Origin of the sequence: Pectobacterium brasiliense, assembly GCF_016950255.1 — a bacterium.
Classification (GTDB): Bacteria; Pseudomonadota; Gammaproteobacteria; order Enterobacterales; family Enterobacteriaceae; genus Pectobacterium; species Pectobacterium brasiliense.
The window spans coordinates 259218-277505 of sequence record NZ_JACGFN010000003.1 but is presented as its reverse complement, the minus strand read 5'-3'; the positions used below and the strand labels follow the sequence as shown (position 1 = coordinate 277505).

Genomic DNA, 18288 nt, shown 5'->3' with positions numbered 1-18288 from the left:
GGATTAATCAAGCAATGCGTAGCCAGGTAGCGTCAGGAAGTCGATCAGCTCATCTTGTGTGGTAATTTGCTCCATCAGTCGAGCTGCTTCATCAAAGCGCCCTCCGCTGAAACGGGCATCACCGAGTTCCTCCTGAATCACAAACAGTTCTTCGGCCAGCATTTGGCGGAACAACGCCTTGGTGATCACACGGCCATCGCTCAACGTCTTGCCGTGGCGAATCCACTGCCAGATTGAGGTGCGGGAGATTTCTGCTGTCGCCGCATCTTCCATCAGCCCATAAATCGGGACGCAGCCATTACCGGATATCCATGCTTCGATGTACTGCACCGCAACACGGATATTCGCGCGCATCCCCACTTCCGTGCGCTCTCCTGGGCAAGGCTCCAGCAACTCTTCTGCACGGATGGGCGCATCCTGTTCACGGCTGATATCGAGCTGATTTTTACGATCACCTAGCGCCCGATCGAACACTTCCATCACCGCATCGGCCAGCCCCGGATGCGCCACCCAGGTGCCATCGTGACCATTGTGAGCTTCCAGCTCTTTGTCTTTACGTACCTTATCCAACACCCAGTTATTGCGTTCCGCATCCTTACTCGGAATGAACGCCGCCATCCCGCCCATAGCGAACGCGCCGCGACGGTGACAGGTTTTGATCAATAGCCGCGAGTAAGCGCTAAGAAAGGGTTTTTCCATCGTCACCGACTGGCGATCGGGCAGAACGCGATCGCTGTGGTTCTTTAATGTTTTGATATAGCTGAAGATATAATCCCAGCGGCCGCAGTTCAGCCCAACGATATGGTCACGTAAGTGATAGAGAATTTCGTCCATCTGGAAAACGGCAGGCAGCGTTTCAATCAACACCGTCGCTTTGATCGTCCCACGCGGCAGATCAAAGCGATCTTCCGTATGGCAGAAGACATCATTCCACCAGGCCGCTTCCTGCCATGATTGGGTCTTTGGCAGATAGAAATAAGGGCCACTACCTTTCTTCAGTAGTTCCTGATAGTTGTGGAAAAAATACAGCGCGAAGTCGAACAGGCTGCCGGGAATCGCTTCCCCCTGCCAGGACACGTGTTTTTCGGGCAAATGCAAACCGCGCACGCGGCAAATCAATACGGCAGGGTTGGGTTTCAGTTGGTAGATCTTTCCTGTTTCATTGATGTAGGAAATCGTACCGCGTACGGCATCACGCAAGTTGATTTGCCCATCGATCACCTTTTCCCATCCCGGTGACAGCGAATCCTCAAAGTCCGCCATGAAAACTTTCACGTTGGCATTTAATGCATTGATCACCATCTTGCGTTCGACCGGACCGGTAATCTCAACGCGACGATCCTGAAGGTCATCGGGAATACCGCGTATTGTCCACGCCTTATCACGAATGGAAGCTGTTTCTAAAATGAAATCAGGCAGCTTACCCTGATCGATATTACGCTGTTGTACCTGCCGCTCGGCGAGTAATTGATTACGGGCTGGCGTGAAACGTGCGACCAGCTCTGTTAAGAAATCAATCGCTTCTTCCGTAAGAATTTGCTTCTCACCTTCACCAAAACGCTGACTAAACGCCAATTCTCTGTTTATCGTCTGCTGCATCATTCGTGGTTCCTTTTCAGATTCCGCTTCATTTATCAACAACCGCCAAATCGGCAAACCGGTATGTACATTTCTTAGCCGACAGAATTAAGCGTAATACAATAAAAAACAAAATCAAAAACAATTTCCATTTTAATAATAAAGTAAAAATAACCCCATGATAAAAATGAAAATTAAAATCAAAAAGGAAGAGAAATAACTTTCACTAACCAACAGAAATGAAAGAGTTCAGCACAAAAAAGAAAGGCACCTGAAAAGGTGCCTTAGAGAAAAAAAGGGAATGGGTTAGTCCAGCGTAGGGTTCATTCGGCGTAAATCGTAAGGCGTAATCTGGTAAACATAGTAATTCAGCCAGTTAACAAAAAGCAGATGACCGTGGCTACGCCAGCTCGCTTTCGGTGCCAGGTCAGGGTTGTCATCGGGGAAATAATTCACCGGAACGGCCGGATCCAATCCAGCGTCGCAATCACGGAAAAACTCGCCCGCTAGCGTCGAGACATCATACTCTGGGTGTCCGGTAACAAACGCCAGACGCTTATCTTTGCTGGCAAACAGATAGGCTCCGGCCTGCTCCGATTCAACCAGAATCTCTAGATCCGTATGCTGACGAATGACATCAGCGGGGAAATCTGCATAGCGTGAATGTGGTGCCAGGAACGTTTCATCAAAGCCGCGGGTCAACAACGCATGAGGTTGCAACGTTTGATGTAGGTAAACACCGGATAGTTTTTCCTTACGCGTCATCTTGGGAATACCGTAGAGGATATTGAGAGCAGCCTGCACAGCCCAACACACGAATAATGTGGAGGTAACATGCTCTTTTGCCCACTCGATGACACGTGCAATCTGTGGCCAATAAACAACATCGCAGAAATCGACTAATCCAAGCGGTGCGCCAGTCACAATCAGGCCATCAAAATTTTCGTTTTGGATGTCGTCGAAATCACAGTAGAAGTTATTCAAATGCTCAGCAGGCGTATTCTTTGATTCACGACTATCGATACGCAGCAGCTGGATATCGATCTGTAAGGGGGAATTGGATAACAGGCGCAGAAACTGGTTTTCAGTCTCGATCTTTTTAGGCATCAGGTTCAGAACCAGCACTTTGAGGGGACGAATTTCCTGCGTTTTAGCACGCGAGGACGTCATCACAAAGACGTTCTCATTCCGCAGAAAATTAACGGCTGGTAACTCATCAGGAACCCGAATTGGCATAACCTTATATCCTCAAAGCATACGTTTAAACGTTTAGACATCCAGATGCCCGAAGATAGCGAGTTTTCGTACTAATGTCGAGCACTCAGCGCATAAGGTGAAAATGTTTCACGAAACCTAGTATGCGCCATCAGTGCTACTTCTGCTGAATACGCTTAAGCGCGTCAGAATCACTCAGGAGAACAACCCATAGCAAAAAGCCCCTGTCTTTCGACAGAGGCTTTCCACTTATTTGATGCCTGGCAGTTCCCTACTCTCACATGGGGAAGCCCCACACTACCATCGGCGCTACGGCGTTTCACTTCTGAGTTCGGCATGGGGTCAGGTGGGACCACCGCGCTATCGCCGCCAGGCAAATTCTGTTTCATTCCAGCCGTTACTGTGCTGACTTTATCTCTCTTGTCATCACGTAACCACCAGAACCAATCTCTGAACAAGCTGAACATCGTTCTCTATGAGTCTTTCATCACCCACAAAACACCTTCGGTGTTGTAAGGTTAAGCCTCTCGGGTCATTAGTACTGGTTAGCTCAACGTATCGCTACGCTTACACACCCAGCCTATCTACGTCGTCGTCTTCAACGGCCCTTCAGGGGCATCTGGTGCCCAGGGAAGACTCATCTCGAGGCAAGTTTCCCGCTTAGATGCTTTCAGCGGTTATCTCTTCCGCACTTAGCTACCGGGCAATGCAATTGGCATCACAACCCGTACACCAGTGGTGCGTTCACTCCGGTCCTCTCGTACTAGGAGCAACCCCTCTCAATCTTCCAACGCCCACGGCAGATAGGGACCGAACTGTCTCACGACGTTCTAAACCCAGCTCGCGTACCACTTTAAATGGCGAACAGCCATACCCTTGGGACCTACTTCAGCCCCAGGATGTGATGAGCCGACATCGAGGTGCCAAACACCGCCGTCGATATGAACTCTTGGGCGGTATCAGCCTGTTATCCCCGGAGTACCTTTTATCCGTTGAGCGATGGCCCTTCCATTCAGAACCACCGGATCACTAAGACCTGCTTTCGCACCTGCTCGAGCTGTCACTCTCGCAGTCAAGCTAGCTTATGCCTTTGCACTAACCTCCTGATGTCCGACCAGGATTAGCTAACCTTCGTGCTCCTCCGTTACGCTTTGGGAGGAGACCGCCCCAGTCAAACTACCCACCAGACACTGTCCGCAACCCGGATCACGGGTCCACGTTAGAACATCAAACATTAAAGGGTGGTATTTCAAGGTTGGCTCCATGCAGACTGGCGTCCACACTTCAAAGCCTCCCACCTATCCTACACATCAAGGCTCAAGGTTCAGTGTCAAGCTATAGTAAAGGTTCACGGGGTCTTTCCGTCTTGCCGCGGGTACACTGCATCTTCACAGCGAGTTCAATTTCACTGAGTCTCGGGTGGAGACAGCCTGGCCATCATTACGCCATTCGTGCAGGTCGGAACTTACCCGACAAGGAATTTCGCTACCTTAGGACCGTTATAGTTACGGCCGCCGTTTACCGGGGCTTCGATCAAGAGCTTCGCCTTGCGGCTGACCCCATCAATTAACCTTCCGGCACCGGGCAGGCGTCACACCGTATACGTCCACTTTCGTGTTTGCACAGTGCTGTGTTTTTATTAAACAGTTGCAGCCAGCTGGTATCTTCGACTGATTTCAGCTCCATGAGCAAGTCACTTCACTTACCATCAGCGTGCCTTCTCCCGAAGTTACGGCACCATTTTGCCTAGTTCCTTCACCCGAGTTCTCTCAAGCGCCTGAGTATTCTCTACCTGACCACCTGTGTCGGTTTGGGGTACGATTTGATGTTACCTGGAGCTTAGAGGCTTTTCCTGGAAGCGTAGCATCGGTTACTTCATCACCGTAGTGACTCGTCATCACGCCTCAGTGTTAACGATGACCCGGATTTACCAAAGTCATCCACCTTCACGCTTAAACCGGGACAACCGTCGCCCGGATAACCTAGCTTTCTCCGTCCCCCCTTCGCAGTAACACCGAGTACAGGAATATTAACCTGTTTCCCATCGACTACGCTTTTCAGCCTCGCCTTAGGGTCGACTCACCCTGCCCCGATTAACGTTGGACAGGAACCCTTGGTCTTCCGGCGTGCGGGTTTTTCACCCGCATTATCGTTACTTATGTCAGCATTCGCACTTCTGATACCTCCAGCAGCCCTCACAGGCCACCTTCGCAGGCTTACAGAACGCTCCCCTACCCAACAACACCTAAGTGTCGCTGCCGCAGCTTCGGTGCATGGTTTAGCCCCGTTACATCTTCCGCGCAGGCCGACTCGACCAGTGAGCTATTACGCTTTCTTTAAATGATGGCTGCTTCTAAGCCAACATCCTGGCTGTCTGTGCCTTCCCACATCGTTTCCCACTTAACCATGACTTTGGGACCTTAGCTGGCGGTCTGGGTTGTTTCCCTCTTCACGACGAACGTTAGCACCCGCCGTGTGTCTCCCGTGATAACATTCTTCGGTATTCGTAGTTTGCATCGGGTTGGTAAGTCGGGATGACCCCCTAGCCGAAACAGTGCTCTACCCCCGAAGATGAGTTCACGAGGCGCTACCTAAATAGCTTTCGGGGAGAACCAGCTATCTCCCGGTTTGATTGGCCTTTCACCCCCAGCCACAAGTCATCCGCTAATTTTTCAACATTAGTCGGTTCGGTCCTCCAGTTAGTGTTACCCAACCTTCAACCTGCCCATGGCTAGATCACCGGGTTTCGGGTCTATACCCTGCAACTTAACGCCCAGTTAAGACTCGGTTTCCCTGCGGCTCCCCTATACGGTTAACCTTGCTACAGAATATAAGTCGCTGACCCATTATACAAAAGGTACGCAGTCACCTAACAAGTAGGCTCCCACTGCTTGTACGTACACGGTTTCAGGTTCTATTTCACTCCCCTCGCCGGGGTTCTTTTCGCCTTTCCCTCACGGTACTGGTTCACTATCGGTCAGTCAGGAGTATTTAGCCTTGGAGGATGGTCCCCCCATATTCAGACAGGATGTCACGTGTCCCGCCCTACTCATCGAACTCACAGCTTGTGCATTTTTGTGTACGGGACTATCACCCTTTACTGTGCGACTTTCCAGACGCTTCCACTAACACACAAACTGATTCAGGTTCTGGGCTCCTCCCCGTTCGCTCGCCGCTACTGGGGGAATCTCGGTTGATTTCTTTTCCTCGGGGTACTGAGATGTTTCAGTTCCCCCGGTTCGCCTCATGACACTATGTATTCATGTCATGATAGTGTGTCGAAACACACTGGGTTTCCCCATTCGGGTATCGTCGGGTATAACGCTTCATATCAGCTTACCGACGCTTATCGCAGATTAGCACGCCCTTCATCGCCTCTGACTGCCTAGGCATCCACCGTGTACGCTTAGTCGCTTAACCTCACAACCCGAAGATGTTTCGATTGATTCATCATCGCGCTGCGATTATTTGAGAGACTCATTGACAGGCTGATTCATCACGACCCGCCCGAAGGCAGTCATCAATGTTCAGCTGTCATGTTTCAATTTTCAGCTTGTTCCAGATTGTTAAAGAGCAATATCGTAAACATGACTCCGAAGAATCATCTTTAAGATATTCGTGATAATGTCTTTCACTCATTATCGGATTGGCGTCCCCAAGGGGATTCGAACCCCTGTTACAGCCGTGAAAGGGCAGTGTCCTAGGCCTCTAGACGATGGGGACACGAAAAATCCGCACCAGGTCATAAACCCGGCACGCTCGCGTCAGCATGAGTCTACACTCATGACATCAACAGGTGCGCTTGCTCAGTATTTTCATCAGACAATCTGTGTGAGCACTTCACGCAACACACATCTTCTTGGTAAGGAGGTGATCCAACCGCAGGTTCCCCTACGGTTACCTTGTTACGACTTCACCCCAGTCATGAATCACAAAGTGGTAAGCGCCCTCCCGAAGGTTAAGCTACCTACTTCTTTTGCAACCCACTCCCATGGTGTGACGGGCGGTGTGTACAAGGCCCGGGAACGTATTCACCGTAGCATTCTGATCTACGATTACTAGCGATTCCGACTTCATGGAGTCGAGTTGCAGACTCCAATCCGGACTACGACGTACTTTATGAGGTCCGCTTGCTCTCGCGAGGTCGCTTCTCTTTGTATACGCCATTGTAGCACGTGTGTAGCCCTACTCGTAAGGGCCATGATGACTTGACGTCATCCCCACCTTCCTCCGGTTTATCACCGGCAGTCTCCTTTGAGTTCCCGACCGAATCGCTGGCAACAAAGGATAAGGGTTGCGCTCGTTGCGGGACTTAACCCAACATTTCACAACACGAGCTGACGACAGCCATGCAGCACCTGTCTCACAGTTCCCGAAGGCACTAAGGCATCTCTGCCGAATTCTGTGGATGTCAAGAGTAGGTAAGGTTCTTCGCGTTGCATCGAATTAAACCACATGCTCCACCGCTTGTGCGGGCCCCCGTCAATTCATTTGAGTTTTAACCTTGCGGCCGTACTCCCCAGGCGGTCGATTTAACGCGTTAGCTCCGGAAGCCACGCCTCAAGGGCACAACCTCCAAATCGACATCGTTTACAGCGTGGACTACCAGGGTATCTAATCCTGTTTGCTCCCCACGCTTTCGCACCTGAGCGTCAGTCTTTGTCCAGGGGGCCGCCTTCGCCACCGGTATTCCTCCAGATCTCTACGCATTTCACCGCTACACCTGGAATTCTACCCCCCTCTACAAGACTCTAGCCTGTCAGTTTTGAATGCAGTTCCCAGGTTAAGCCCGGGGATTTCACATCCAACTTAACAGACCGCCTGCGTGCGCTTTACGCCCAGTCATTCCGATTAACGCTTGCACCCTCCGTATTACCGCGGCTGCTGGCACGGAGTTAGCCGGTGCTTCTTCTGCGGGTAACGTCAATCAGCAAGGTTATTAACCTTACTGCCTTCCTCCCCGCTGAAAGTGCTTTACAACCCGAAGGCCTTCTTCACACACGCGGCATGGCTGCATCAGGCTTGCGCCCATTGTGCAATATTCCCCACTGCTGCCTCCCGTAGGAGTCTGGACCGTGTCTCAGTTCCAGTGTGGCTGGTCATCCTCTCAGACCAGCTAGGGATCGTCGCCTAGGTGAGCCATTACCTCACCTACTAGCTAATCCCATCTGGGCACATCTGATGGCGAGAGGCCCTAAGGTCCCCCTCTTTGCTCTTGCGAGGTTATGCGGTATTAGCTACCGTTTCCAGTAGTTATCCCCCTCCATCAGGCAGTTTCCCAGACATTACTCACCCGTCCGCCGCTCGTCACCCAAAGAGCAAGCTCTTCTGTGCTACCGCTCGACTTGCATGTGTTAGGCCTGCCGCCAGCGTTCAATCTGAGCCATGATCAAACTCTTCAATTTAAGATTTGTTTGATTTGCTGAACTCGTCAGCGATGCTCAAAGAATTAAAACTGTTTATTCGTAATGAATTTACTGTTGTTCACTCTTCAAGACTTTTTTATATCGTTAAGATACGGTCTTGTGAGTGCCCACACAGATTGTCTGATTAAATTGTTAAAGAGCAGTGCGTTGTGGCCTTAACCACTTCGCGAGGCGGCGTATATTACGCTTTTCACCTTCAGAGTCAACGCTTATTTTAAAGCGCTTTCTCTTTCTTTATCGACCCGGTTGTGTGTTCACAGCGCCGTGTCGATGGAGGCGCATTATAGGGATCCGTTTTCGTTACACAACAACTTTCTTGATCTTTTTTTCTGTTCGCGTGTTTTTCGACCCTTTCGATGAGATCTTACTCGATCCACACCACTTTTCAGTTGCCGACATCCCATATCTGTCGATATTTTGTCTAAAACGAATCATCAGTATGTGGCAAATAACTACATATGCTAAATAATTACGAGGTTATCGATGAGTGCAAAAACATTCCGCCGTTATAACGGTATTTCTCCCGTTTTAGGCGAAAGGGTCATGGTCGATCATTCCAGCGTGGTGATTGGCAAGGTAACACTAGGCGATGATGTCGGCATATGGCCCCTTGTCACCATACGCGGTGATGTTAACTACATTACTGTTGGTGCAAGGAGTAACGTTCAGGACGGTTCTGTACTTCATGTCACCCATTGCTCAGAGAAAAAACCAGAAGGTAATCCGCTTATTATTGGTGAAGACGTCACGGTAGGTCATAAAGCGATGCTGCACGGTTGCCAAATAGGAAATCGGGTTCTGGTCGGGATGGGATCAATACTTCTGGATGGAGCAATTGTTGAAGATGATGTCATGATTGGTGCTGGTAGCTTAGTCCCCCCAGGAAAACGGCTAGAGAAGGGACATCTATACCTCGGCAGCCCAGTCAAAAAAATTCGGCCACTCACACAAGAAGAAATAGAAGGGTTGATTTACTCGGCAAACAACTATGTTCGCTGGAAAGATGAATACCTTGCTCAGGACAACGAGTAACAACCTTCGTCATCCCATTCTTCAACAACGATCATTTGTTCCAGTTCATCTTCAAGATCCCATCGATATTCCCTGAACAGTGCCAGCCATCGTTCAGGGCTATCACCGCCATAGCGTTGCTGGAGCAGCTCAGCACTCACTAAACATTCCTGCTGAAAACCATTCACTAAAACAGGAAAGCGGACCGCCATTACCTTATCATCCCAGCTTTCACGATCGGGAAACTGGATCGCCTGATTCATTTAGCAAGATCCTGCTTTAGTAAAGCAATCACGGGTTCCACATCTGGCATGACGCCATGCCAAAGTTTAAACGCATGTACCGCTTGCCCCACCAGCATTCCCAAACCATCTGCATAATGGAGGGCACCATGCTGTGCGCACCATGACAAAAATGGTGTCAGCTGCGGCAGGTAAAACATGTCATAACAGCACGTTTCCGGCGAAATAAGTTCTGTCGGTAAGTTAGGAACGCTGTCGTACATACCAGAAGATGTGGCGTTGATGATCAGATCGAACGACTGCCCCTGTAAATCATCGAGAGCAACAGCGTTAATATCACCAATGTCACGGAAGATCTTAGCTAAGGCATCAGCCTTGGAAAAGGTCCTATTCGTCAGCACCACTGTACAACCATAAGCCAGCAGAGGTTGGATAACACCCCGCGCCGCACCACCCGCCCCAACCAGCAAAACACGATCCAACGGCTTCACCAGCGCCAATCGTTGCAGATCGCTGAGCAAACCGATGCCATCGGTGTTATCGCCAAACAATCGGCCGTCACTCAATCTTTTCAATGTATTGACCGCACCCGCAAGCGCGGCACACTCGCTACACTCATCGGCCTCAGCAAAGGCCCGCTCTTTAAAGGGCGCTGTCACATTCGCCCCACCAGCACCATCACGAAAATACTGGCGCAGCATCTGCTCAAAATTATCCAGAGGCGCCAACACGCGCTGGTACGTCAACGTTATCCCCGTCTGTGCAGCAAATAACTCATGTATACGAGGTGATTTGCTATGCGCAATCGGGTTGCCAAAAACCGCAAAAGACGTTACTTCAGACACGTTCCTCTCCAACTTGTCGTTACCCCTGACGAATAAGCTCGCCTGTTAATACATCCCTGATTTCTGATGGGTTCATTCTTCCGCCGACATCCCCAACCAGCACAGGAAAATCATCACCAAACTGTAGAGAAACTTCCTGAGCCGTGCGGCAAGGCGGTTTACCACTTAAATTGGCACTGGTCGATACCAACGGTTTACCGTAGCGCAGACACAGTTCCTTGACTAATGGGTGGTCGCTAACGCGCACCGCAAGTGAAGAAAATTGGCCCGTTAACCACTGCGGAGTCGTGCGTTTTGCTGGCAATACCCAAGTAACCGGGCCTGGCCATGTGGAAAACATCACGGCTTTCTGCTCATCGGATAACGCACTGTCATCAATATAAGGAGCAAGTTGGCTAAAATCTGCCGCAATCAGGATCAACCCTTTTTGCCAAGGGCGTTGTTTTAACGCCAGCAGTCGGTTAACCGCCACTTCACTATCAGGATCGCATCCCAACCCAAATACCGCTTCAGTCGGATATGCAATAACCTGCTCGTCATGTAACTCCCGCAAAACGGGAATCATTCGTTCATCAGACACATCACTCATTCTTATCAACTTCTACCGCTATCGGTTTTCCACATAATTTACTGGCACAAAATAGCTTGATACCTTGTGCCGTTTTTTTCTCAAACAATAAAGCGTAATGGCAAGAAGGGCATTCACCCGCTATCGGCTTATGGTTTAACGTAAACTGGCAATCGGGATAGCGATCGCAAGAATGAAACACCTTGCCGTAGCGAGATTTACGCTGTAACAGCGTGCCTTCATTACACTGTGGACATCGAATCGCCGTCTCATCAGGGCGATCGATAGTCTCGGTATGATGGCATTCAGGGTAATTGCCACAGCCGATAAACATCCCATAACGGCCTTGCCGTAAGACCAAGGTCGACTGACAAAGCGGACATTGCTGCCCATCCAACACTTTGACGATATGTCCATCAGCTTGTGCTTTCAGCGGGCGAATGAACTCACATTCTGGATACGCAGAACAGCCAAGAAATGGGCCGTGCCGACCAGAACGGATAACCAGCACTGACCCACAGTCTGGACACATTTCCTGTTTTTTTTCAGCAAACAGTGCAGGCTTAGCCATTCGAACTATTATTCCTCTGGCTATTGCACATAACCGTCATTGACCTCAAAGAGTAATTCTTCCATTTGCTGATAGGCATTCTCACAACCAGGTACATTGAAAAGCACCATGAGAATGACCCACTTCAGATCTTCCAGATCAAATTCCGGTGTTTCCAACGCCATGACGCGTTCAATGATCATTTCCCGCGTTTCAAGGTTCAGAACCTGAATTTGCTCAAGGAACAATAAAAAGCCACGACATTCCGCATCAAGACGCTGCGCCTCATCCTGCGTATAGATCCGTATAGCCAGAGGATCGTTCGCTAAATAAAGCGGCGCAGTCTGCCCTTCCTGAATATCAGCCAGTTTTTCCAGCCAACTCAACGCGCTATAGATATCGTTACGATGGAATCCAGCGCGGGTGAGGTCATCAGTTAACGTATCCTGATCGACACGCATTTCAGTTTCATTGTGGATGTAGCTCTCAAACAAGTACATGAGTACGTCGAACATGGCCTGCCCTCCTTAATCGGACATAGCCGCCGGGTACTGCTGCGATCCATCCTGCTAACTCCAGCTCTAATAGCTTAGTGACTATCTCTGGCACAGGTTGGCCGGCACGTTCAGCGACAACGTCAACAGGTGTAACCTCATCTCCTACGTTAGCCAACACGTCGGCAAATGGCAATTCGCCATCCTCTTCTTCGTTAGAAATAGTTTGCCCGCTTTCCATCGGCAGCCACTGTAACTCACTCACCAACTGCTCAAGAATATCTTTCGGGTGTGTAACCAGGCTGGCTCCTTGCTGGATCAACCAGTGTGTTCCCTCAGTCATCGGGTTGCCAATCGGCCCCGGCAAAGCAAAAACCTCTCGTCCTTGCTCCAAAGCATAACGCGCAGTGACCAACGACCCACTGCGGATAGTCGCTTCAATGACCAGAACACCCAGCCCTAACCCGCTGATAATACGATTTCTTCTGGGAAAGTTGGTTGGAAAAGGCGGCATCGCGAGGGGAAATTCAGAGACCAACGCACCGCCACCGCCACAGATACGTTCGGCAAGCTTAGCGTGCCGCTTGGGATAAATATTCTTCAACCCGCTTCCCAGCACTGCAATGGTTCGCCCTCCCGCATCCAAAGCAGCACGATGAGCAATACCATCAATGCCAATCGCTAGTCCGCTTGTCACCGTGAGTTCATTCGCGGCAAGCTCCTGGGCGAAAAAGCATCCCCAGCGTTCACCGTAAGCACTACTCCCCCGGCTACCAATAATCGATATTTGTGGCGATGCCAATAACTCAGGAGAGCCAGAAACAAAAAGTAGAAGCGGAAAATCACGAATATTGCTCAATAGAAAAGGATATAAAACATCTTCACACGTCACGATATGATGATTGGGATAAGACAGCCAATTAAGGGTTTCTTCCAGAGTCTTACGATCGTAGGCACAGAATTGGGCTATTTGGGTATCAGACAGGCCTAACGCCCTCAAGATCTCGTTATCGAACGAGTTTAAGTCAATAAGCTTTCTGACAATCGCCCAAGCACGCCTGGCACCCAGATGCCTTACGCCCGTCATACGTAGCCAGATTTCCGTTGATCGCATCGGTGTCCCTTACTCAACTCTGTTCAGATAAGTGCTGCAATTCAGTGCCGATGCTGTCAATCGGGGCAGGAAATGTCTAGAATGAGGACTAAGACTCTCTCACTATTCAGATACAGATCTAAACATATATGGCAGTTTTGCAGGTATTACATTTTCCAGACGAGCGGCTCCGCATCACTGCGCAGCCAGTAAAAGAAGTCAATGCAGATATTCAACGTATCGTGGATGATATGTTCGATACCATGTACGAAGAAGAAGGTATTGGGCTGGCTGCGACACAGGTGGATATTCATCAGCGCATTATTGTTATTGACGTCTCTGAAGAACGAGACCAACGACTGGTGCTGATCAATCCCGAGCTGATTGAAAAGAGCGGCGATACGGGAATCGAAGAGGGTTGTTTGTCGATCCCTGAAACGCGTGCGCTGGTTCCTCGTGCAGAGCATGTGAAAGTGCGCGCATTGGATCGTGAAGGTAAGCCGTTCGAACTTGAAGCAAGCGAGCTACTCGCCATTTGTATTCAGCACGAAATGGACCATCTGGTTGGGAAACTGTTTATCGATTACCTTTCCCCGCTTAAACGCCAGCGCATTCGTCAAAAACTGGAAAAACTGGCTAAGCAGAATAGTCGGGCCCGATAATTTTCATTCTGACAGGAAGCACCGTGTCTGATTCTTTACGCATAATCTTTGCCGGAACCCCTGACTTTGCAGCGCGTCACCTCGACGCACTTTTATCATCGGGCCATGAAGTCGTTGGCGTTTTCACCCAGCCCGATCGTCCAGCAGGCAGGGGCAACAAGCTCACTCCAAGTCCGGTAAAAGTACTGGCAGAGCAGCAGAGCATCCCCGTTTTCCAGCCTAAATCTCTGCGGCCGGAAGAAAATCAAGCGATGGTTCAGGCGTTAAATGCCGATGTTATGGTCGTTGTCGCCTACGGCTTAATTCTGCCGCAGCCCGTGTTATCCATGCCTCGCCTTGGCTGCATTAATGTTCACGGTTCTCTATTGCCTCTCTGGCGCGGCGCGGCGCCCATTCAACGTGCATTGTGGGCTGGGGATAGTGAAACCGGCGTGACAATCATGCAAATGGATGTTGGACTTGATACTGGCGCAATGCTGCATAAAATTTCGTGCCCAATCCTGGCACAGGATACTAGCGCAACCTTGTACGATAAACTTGCTGAGCTGGGCCCACGTGGCTTATTGGAAACGCTGGAACAGCTTGCGGATGGTAGCGCTGTTGCTGAAACACAAAATGATGCCCTTGCCACCTATGCAGAAAAGCTCAGCAAAGAAGAAGCTCGTCTCGACTGGCTGTTATCTGCCAAGCAGCTTGAACGCTGTATTCGTGCTTTTAATCCTTGGCCAGTCAGCTATTTCATCGTCGATGAACAGCCAGTGAAAGTTTGGAAAGCTGAGGCCATAGCCAAAGCCCATGGCTCACAGCCCGGTACAATCATACAGGCAGACAAGCAAGGTATTCAGATAGCAACAGCCGATGGCATCTTGAATATTCAGGAATTGCAGCCCGCAGGCAAAAAAGTCATGGGTGCGCAGGATCTGCTTAACTCACGTCGTGAGTGGTTCGTTCCCGGTAATACACTGGACTAATCTATTTTTCATACCGGCACCATGCCGGTATATCCTCTCTCTTTTACGTATACGTCATCGCTAACACATGAAAAGCTCATACAATCTACGCAGTATTGCCGCAAAAGTGGTGGGGCAGGTTCTGGATCAGGGACAATCACTCAGTGCCTTATTACCTGTCTATCAGCGTGAAGTCTCCGATAAAGATCGCGCGCTTTTGCAAGAGCTTTGCTTCGGCGTATTACGCGTTTTACCGCAGTTGGAATGGTGTATTCAACAACTGATGGCTAAACCTCTGACGGGTAAACAACGCACGCTGCACTACCTCATCATGGTCGGTATCTACCAGTTGCACTACACTCGGATCCCGCCACATGCGGCCCTGGCAGAAACAGTAGAAGGTACCGTCTCATTAAAGCGGCCACAGCTCAAGGGACTGATTAATGGTGTATTACGCCAATTTCAGCGTCAGCAGGAAGAACTGATTCAACGTGAGGCAACTCACTCATCTCACTACCTGCATCCAAGCTGGCTGCTGACGCGCATTGAGCGTGCCTACCCACATCACTGGCAAAATATCGTTGAGGCGAATAATCAACGCCCCCCAATGTGGCTACGTGTGAATCGATTACACCACACACGCGAAGCGTATTTAAACTTGTTAGATCAAGAGGGAATTGAGGCATTTCCTCATGCTGAATACAACGATGCGATACGACTTGCAGCTCCCTGTGCGGTCGATCAATTGCCAGGATTTTCGCAAGGGTGGGCAACGGTGCAGGATGCATCAGCTCAAGGTTGCGTCTATTGGCTCGATCCACAAGATGGCGAACAGATCCTCGATCTCTGCGCGGCACCCGGCGGAAAAACGACACACATTTTAGAAGCGGCACCAAAATCTCATGTACTCGCTGTCGATGTAGATGAAACCCGTTTAGGCCGGGTAAAAGAAAATTTACTGCGGCTACAAATGCATGCCGAAGTAAAACAAGGTGATGGACGTTATCCTGATTCATGGTGTGAAGGACGTGTATTTGATCGCGTTCTGTTAGATGCCCCTTGCTCGGCCACTGGTGTGATTCGCCGTCATCCTGATATTAAGTGGTTGCGCCGAGACAGAGACATCGAGGAGCTAGTGGCATTGCAAAAAGAAATTCTTGATGCCATCTGGCCACATCTCAAAACAGGCGGCACGTTGGTCTATGCTACCTGCTCTATTCTACCGCAAGAAAATACCCAACAAGTTGCTGATTTCCTGACTCGCCATACCGATGCGACGCTTGTCGATACAGGAACAAGAGAAATGCCGGGTATACAGATGCTTCCCCATGCCGATGGTGGTGATGGTTTCTTTTATGCGAAGCTGGTAAAAAACTGATATTGAACCCAGTATTGTCTGCAACAGACAGCAATCAATAAACGGCATGGCTTACTATGAAAATTATCATTCTTGGCGCGGGTCAGGTCGGCGGAACACTGGCGGAAAATCTAGCGGGTGAAAACAATGACATCACTGTCGTTGATACTGATGCAAATCGGTTACGCCAGCTTCAGGATAAGTTTGACCTGCGTGTCGTTACAGGCTATGCCTCTCATCCACGCGTGCTGCGTGAAGCGGGAGCAGAAGATGCTGATATGCTGGTCGCCGTTACCAATTCAGATGAAACGAATATGGTAGCCTGCCAGATTGCTTATTCTCTTTTCAAAACACCAAACCGGATTGCGCGCATTCGTGCCGCTGAATACATTCGTGAATCAGAACAGCTGTTTTTACCAGAAGCCGTTCCCATCGATCACCTGATCTCCCCGGAACAGTTGGTGATCGATAACATTTACAAACTGATCGAATACCCCGGAGCACTTCAGGTCGTCAACTTTGCTGAAGGCAAAGTGAGCCTTGCAGCAGTTAACGCCTATTATGGTGGTCCACTGGTCGGTAATGCCCTCACCTCCCTCCGTGAACACATTCCTCACGTAGATACCCGTGTTGCGGCTATTTTTCGTCACGATCGTCCGATTCGCCCACAGGGTTCCACCATTATCGAAGCTGGAGATGAAGTGTTTTTTGTCGCCGCGTCACAGCATATTCGTGCGGTGATGAGCGAGCTGCAGCGCCTTGAAAAACCGTATAAAAGGATCATGATCGTTGGTGGTGGGAACGTCGGTGCAGGATTAGCGCTGCGGTTAGAAAAAGACTACAGCATCAAGTTAATAGAACGAAATGCAGACCGAGCTGTGGAGCTGGCTGAGCTTCTGCAAAATACGGTCGTATTCCATGGCGATGCTTCAGATCAAGAACTCCTCGCCGAAGAACATATCGAGCAGATCGATGTATTCATCGCCATTACCAACGATGACGAAGCGAATATTATGTCAGCTATGTTGGCTAAACGTATGGGCGCGAAAAAGGTAATGGTACTTATCCAGCGTCGGGCTTATGTCGACCTGGTTCAGGGCAGCGTCATCGATGTCGCAATATCTCCACAGCAGGCAACAATTTCTGCGCTACTCAGCCATGTCCGCAAGGCGGATATCGTTAGCGTATCTTCTTTACGTCGTGGTGTAGCCGAAGCAATCGAAGCCATCGCCCACGGAGATGAGGGCACATCGAAAGTTGTCGGCAGAATGATCGAAGATATTAAGCTTCCACCAGGTACGACCATCGGTGCTATTGTTCGCGGTGATGACGTCATCATTGCCAACGCAAATAGCAAAATTGAACAAGGTGATCATGTCATCATGTTCCTGGCTGACAAGAAATTTGTGCCTGATGTTGAACGTCTATTTCAACCGAGTCCCTTCTTTTTATAATGTGGGAACAGATTTATTGCTCATCGATAATCTGGCAAAGATACGGCTATTGGTTAGAATTAATTTATAAATTTTGGTAAGGAGAACGGATATGAGCATTATCAAAGAATTCAGAGAGTTTGCCATGCGTGGCAACGTTGTCGATTTAGCTGTGGGTGTCATTATTGGTGCAGCTTTCGGCAAAATCGTCTCGTCTCTGGTATCAGATATTATTATGCCGCCACTTGGGCTTTTGATTGGTGGTGTCGATTTTAAACAATTCAGCCTTATTCTCCGGGATGCACAAGGCGAAATTCCTGCCGTTGTCATGAATTATGGCACTTTCATCCAGAATATTTTTGACTTTGTCATCGTCGCTTTCGCGATTTTTATAGCCATCAAGCTTATGAATAAAATGCGCCGTAAACAAGAAGATACTCCTGCCGCCCCACCAAAACCGAGTGCAGAAGAGAAGCTACTAGCTGAAATTCGCGACTTACTAAAAGCACAACAAACTAGACAGTAAGAATTAAGTTTCTACTTAGATTCAGAATCGTTACGCAGACAGTAGAAAGGCCAGAGGTAAATAATCATTTGATTGCTTACCACTGGCCTCCCAATTACCTTTCTTCATGTGCTTCTCTTTTCTACGATAACTTCCTTTCCCTTTTTCATTCACTTCAATTCGTTGGCGAAACAGTGGGTCATGTAGCAATGCCTCAATGGCGTTGTCCTGGATTTTCCCACGTTTATGGCGGTATGTGGTCATCATTACTCCTAAGGAACTCAGGTTGGTATGTACATCAATAAAGCGTGCAGAGTATATAGTCGAAATGGGTAGATGAGAATAGGTGGGATGTGTTT

At 49.4% G+C, this 18288-nt stretch carries 15 protein-coding genes, 1 tRNA gene and 3 rRNA genes; 6 read left to right on the top strand and 13 right to left on the bottom strand.

The genetic code is table 11. The annotated features are described in order from the left end of the window. Positions 1-3: 3 nt before the first annotated feature. The 6 genes from aceB to H4F65_RS20590 all read right to left on the bottom strand — a co-directional run bounded on the left by aceB (position 4) and on the right by H4F65_RS20590 (position 8198). Entirely contained in the window at positions 4-1602 is a 1599-nt protein-coding gene (gene aceB, locus H4F65_RS20615; protein WP_010283167.1) for a malate synthase A, read from the bottom strand. Between the two features lie 282 nt (positions 1603-1884). Then, the gene (gene metA, locus H4F65_RS20610) at positions 1885-2814 is read right to left on the bottom strand and encodes a homoserine O-acetyltransferase MetA (protein ID WP_010283169.1); all 930 of its coding nucleotides are present in this window, start codon (positions 2812-2814) and stop codon (positions 1885-1887) included. Between the two features lie 237 nt (positions 2815-3051). Next, positions 3052-3167 (bottom strand): 5S ribosomal RNA (rrf, locus tag H4F65_RS20605). Positions 3168-3307: 140 nt separating this feature from the next. Continuing rightward, a 23S ribosomal RNA gene (locus tag H4F65_RS20600) occupies positions 3308-6213 on the bottom strand. Positions 6214-6440: 227 nt separating this feature from the next. After that, positions 6441-6516, bottom strand: a tRNA-Glu gene (locus H4F65_RS20595). A 140-nt stretch (positions 6517-6656) separates the two neighbouring features. Continuing rightward, positions 6657-8198, bottom strand: a 16S ribosomal RNA gene (locus H4F65_RS20590). The 16S, 23S and 5S rRNA genes sit together here with 1 tRNA gene alongside, the layout of an rRNA operon. A 504-nt stretch (positions 8199-8702) precedes the next feature. Here H4F65_RS20590 and H4F65_RS20585 point away from each other — a divergent pair. Then, positions 8703-9251 carry a gamma carbonic anhydrase family protein gene (locus H4F65_RS20585; protein WP_010287002.1) on the top strand — a complete coding sequence of 183 codons (549 nt, stop codon included), beginning with the start codon at positions 8703-8705 and terminating at the stop codon, positions 9249-9251. Here the strand turns inward: H4F65_RS20585 and H4F65_RS20580 are convergent. Genes H4F65_RS20580 through dprA form a run of 6 tightly spaced genes read right to left on the bottom strand, consistent with a single transcriptional unit; the run spans position 9236 to position 13043 of the window. Then, positions 9236-9493 carry a DUF1488 family protein gene (locus H4F65_RS20580; protein WP_010287003.1) on the bottom strand — a complete coding sequence of 86 codons (258 nt, stop codon included), beginning with the start codon at positions 9491-9493 and terminating at the stop codon, positions 9236-9238. The genes H4F65_RS20585 and H4F65_RS20580 overlap by 16 nt on opposite strands. Then, on the bottom strand, positions 9490-10317 hold the full coding sequence (gene aroE / locus H4F65_RS20575; protein ID WP_010287005.1) for a shikimate dehydrogenase: 828 nt from the start codon (positions 10315-10317) through the stop codon (positions 9490-9492). The genes H4F65_RS20580 and aroE overlap by 4 nt, the downstream gene beginning before the upstream one ends. 19 nt (positions 10318-10336) lie before the next feature. Then, entirely contained in the window at positions 10337-10906 is a 570-nt protein-coding gene (gene tsaC / locus H4F65_RS20570; protein ID WP_010287006.1) for an L-threonylcarbamoyladenylate synthase type 1 TsaC, read from the bottom strand. Beyond that, positions 10899-11456 carry a DNA topoisomerase family protein gene (locus tag H4F65_RS20565; protein ID WP_010287008.1) on the bottom strand — a complete coding sequence of 186 codons (558 nt, stop codon included), beginning with the start codon at positions 11454-11456 and terminating at the stop codon, positions 10899-10901. The genes tsaC and H4F65_RS20565 overlap by 8 nt, the downstream gene beginning before the upstream one ends. A 20-nt stretch (positions 11457-11476) precedes the next feature. Beyond that, positions 11477-11950 (bottom strand): DUF494 family protein, encoded by a 474-nt coding sequence (locus H4F65_RS20560; RefSeq protein WP_010287009.1) that lies wholly within the window; start codon positions 11948-11950, stop codon positions 11477-11479. Next, positions 11922-13043, bottom strand: a complete 1122-nt coding sequence (gene dprA / locus H4F65_RS20555; protein ID WP_039320746.1) for a DNA-protecting protein DprA — start codon at positions 13041-13043, stop codon at positions 11922-11924. Before dprA ends, H4F65_RS20560 begins: the two co-directional genes overlap by 29 nt. Positions 13044-13171: 128 nt before the next feature. On the opposite strand from dprA, the gene def reads away from it, so the two are divergent. The 5 genes from def to mscL all read left to right on the top strand — a co-directional run bounded on the left by def (position 13172) and on the right by mscL (position 17950). After that, positions 13172-13684: a peptide deformylase gene (gene def / locus H4F65_RS20550; protein WP_010287013.1), complete on the top strand. Its 513-nt coding sequence runs from the start codon at positions 13172-13174 to the stop codon at positions 13682-13684. A gap of 23 nt (positions 13685-13707) precedes the next feature. Further along, the gene (fmt, locus tag H4F65_RS20545) at positions 13708-14655 is read left to right on the top strand and encodes a methionyl-tRNA formyltransferase (RefSeq protein WP_010287016.1); all 948 of its coding nucleotides are present in this window, start codon (positions 13708-13710) and stop codon (positions 14653-14655) included. Positions 14656-14722: 67 nt separating this feature from the next. Beyond that, on the top strand, positions 14723-16012 hold the full coding sequence (gene rsmB / locus H4F65_RS20540; protein WP_010286027.1) for a 16S rRNA (cytosine(967)-C(5))-methyltransferase RsmB: 1290 nt from the start codon (positions 14723-14725) through the stop codon (positions 16010-16012). Positions 16013-16068: 56 nt separating this feature from the next. After that, positions 16069-17445, top strand: coding sequence for a Trk system potassium transporter TrkA (gene trkA / locus H4F65_RS20535; protein WP_010286028.1), 1377 nt, complete (start codon positions 16069-16071; stop codon positions 17443-17445). A gap of 91 nt (positions 17446-17536) precedes the next feature. After that, complete coding sequence (gene mscL, locus H4F65_RS20530) at positions 17537-17950, top strand: large-conductance mechanosensitive channel protein MscL (protein ID WP_010286030.1); 414 nt, start codon at positions 17537-17539, stop codon at positions 17948-17950. Positions 17951-17980: 30 nt separating this feature from the next. On the opposite strand, the gene H4F65_RS20525 is transcribed toward mscL, so the two are convergent. Further along, entirely contained in the window at positions 17981-18193 is a 213-nt protein-coding gene (locus H4F65_RS20525; RefSeq protein WP_010286032.1) for an alternative ribosome-rescue factor A, read from the bottom strand. Between the last annotated feature and the right edge of the window lie 95 nt (positions 18194-18288).

Bases quoted from the DNA above. Each gene is read 5' to 3' on its own strand.
- aceB (WP_010283167.1), bottom strand. From the start codon at position 1,602: ATGATGCAGCAGACGATAAACAGAGAATTGGCGTTTAGTCAGCGTTTT.
- metA (WP_010283169.1), bottom strand. From the start codon at position 2,814: ATGCCAATTCGGGTTCCTGATGAGTTACCAGCCGTTAATTTTCTGCGG.
- H4F65_RS20585 (WP_010287002.1), top strand. From the start codon at position 8,703: ATGAGTGCAAAAACATTCCGCCGTTATAACGGTATTTCTCCCGTTTTA.
- H4F65_RS20580 (WP_010287003.1), bottom strand. From the start codon at position 9,493: ATGAATCAGGCGATCCAGTTTCCCGATCGTGAAAGCTGGGATGATAAG.
- tsaC (WP_010287006.1), bottom strand. From the start codon at position 10,906: ATGAGTGATGTGTCTGATGAACGAATGATTCCCGTTTTGCGGGAGTTA.
- H4F65_RS20565 (WP_010287008.1), bottom strand. From the start codon at position 11,456: ATGGCTAAGCCTGCACTGTTTGCTGAAAAAAAACAGGAAATGTGTCCA.
- H4F65_RS20560 (WP_010287009.1), bottom strand. From the start codon at position 11,950: ATGTTCGACGTACTCATGTACTTGTTTGAGAGCTACATCCACAATGAA.
- dprA (WP_039320746.1), bottom strand. From the start codon at position 13,043: ATGCGATCAACGGAAATCTGGCTACGTATGACGGGCGTAAGGCATCTG.
- def (WP_010287013.1), top strand. From the start codon at position 13,172: ATGGCAGTTTTGCAGGTATTACATTTTCCAGACGAGCGGCTCCGCATC.
- rsmB (WP_010286027.1), top strand. From the start codon at position 14,723: ATGAAAAGCTCATACAATCTACGCAGTATTGCCGCAAAAGTGGTGGGG.
- trkA (WP_010286028.1), top strand. From the start codon at position 16,069: ATGAAAATTATCATTCTTGGCGCGGGTCAGGTCGGCGGAACACTGGCG.
- mscL (WP_010286030.1), top strand. From the start codon at position 17,537: ATGAGCATTATCAAAGAATTCAGAGAGTTTGCCATGCGTGGCAACGTT.
- H4F65_RS20525 (WP_010286032.1), bottom strand. From the start codon at position 18,193: ATGACCACATACCGCCATAAACGTGGGAAAATCCAGGACAACGCCATT.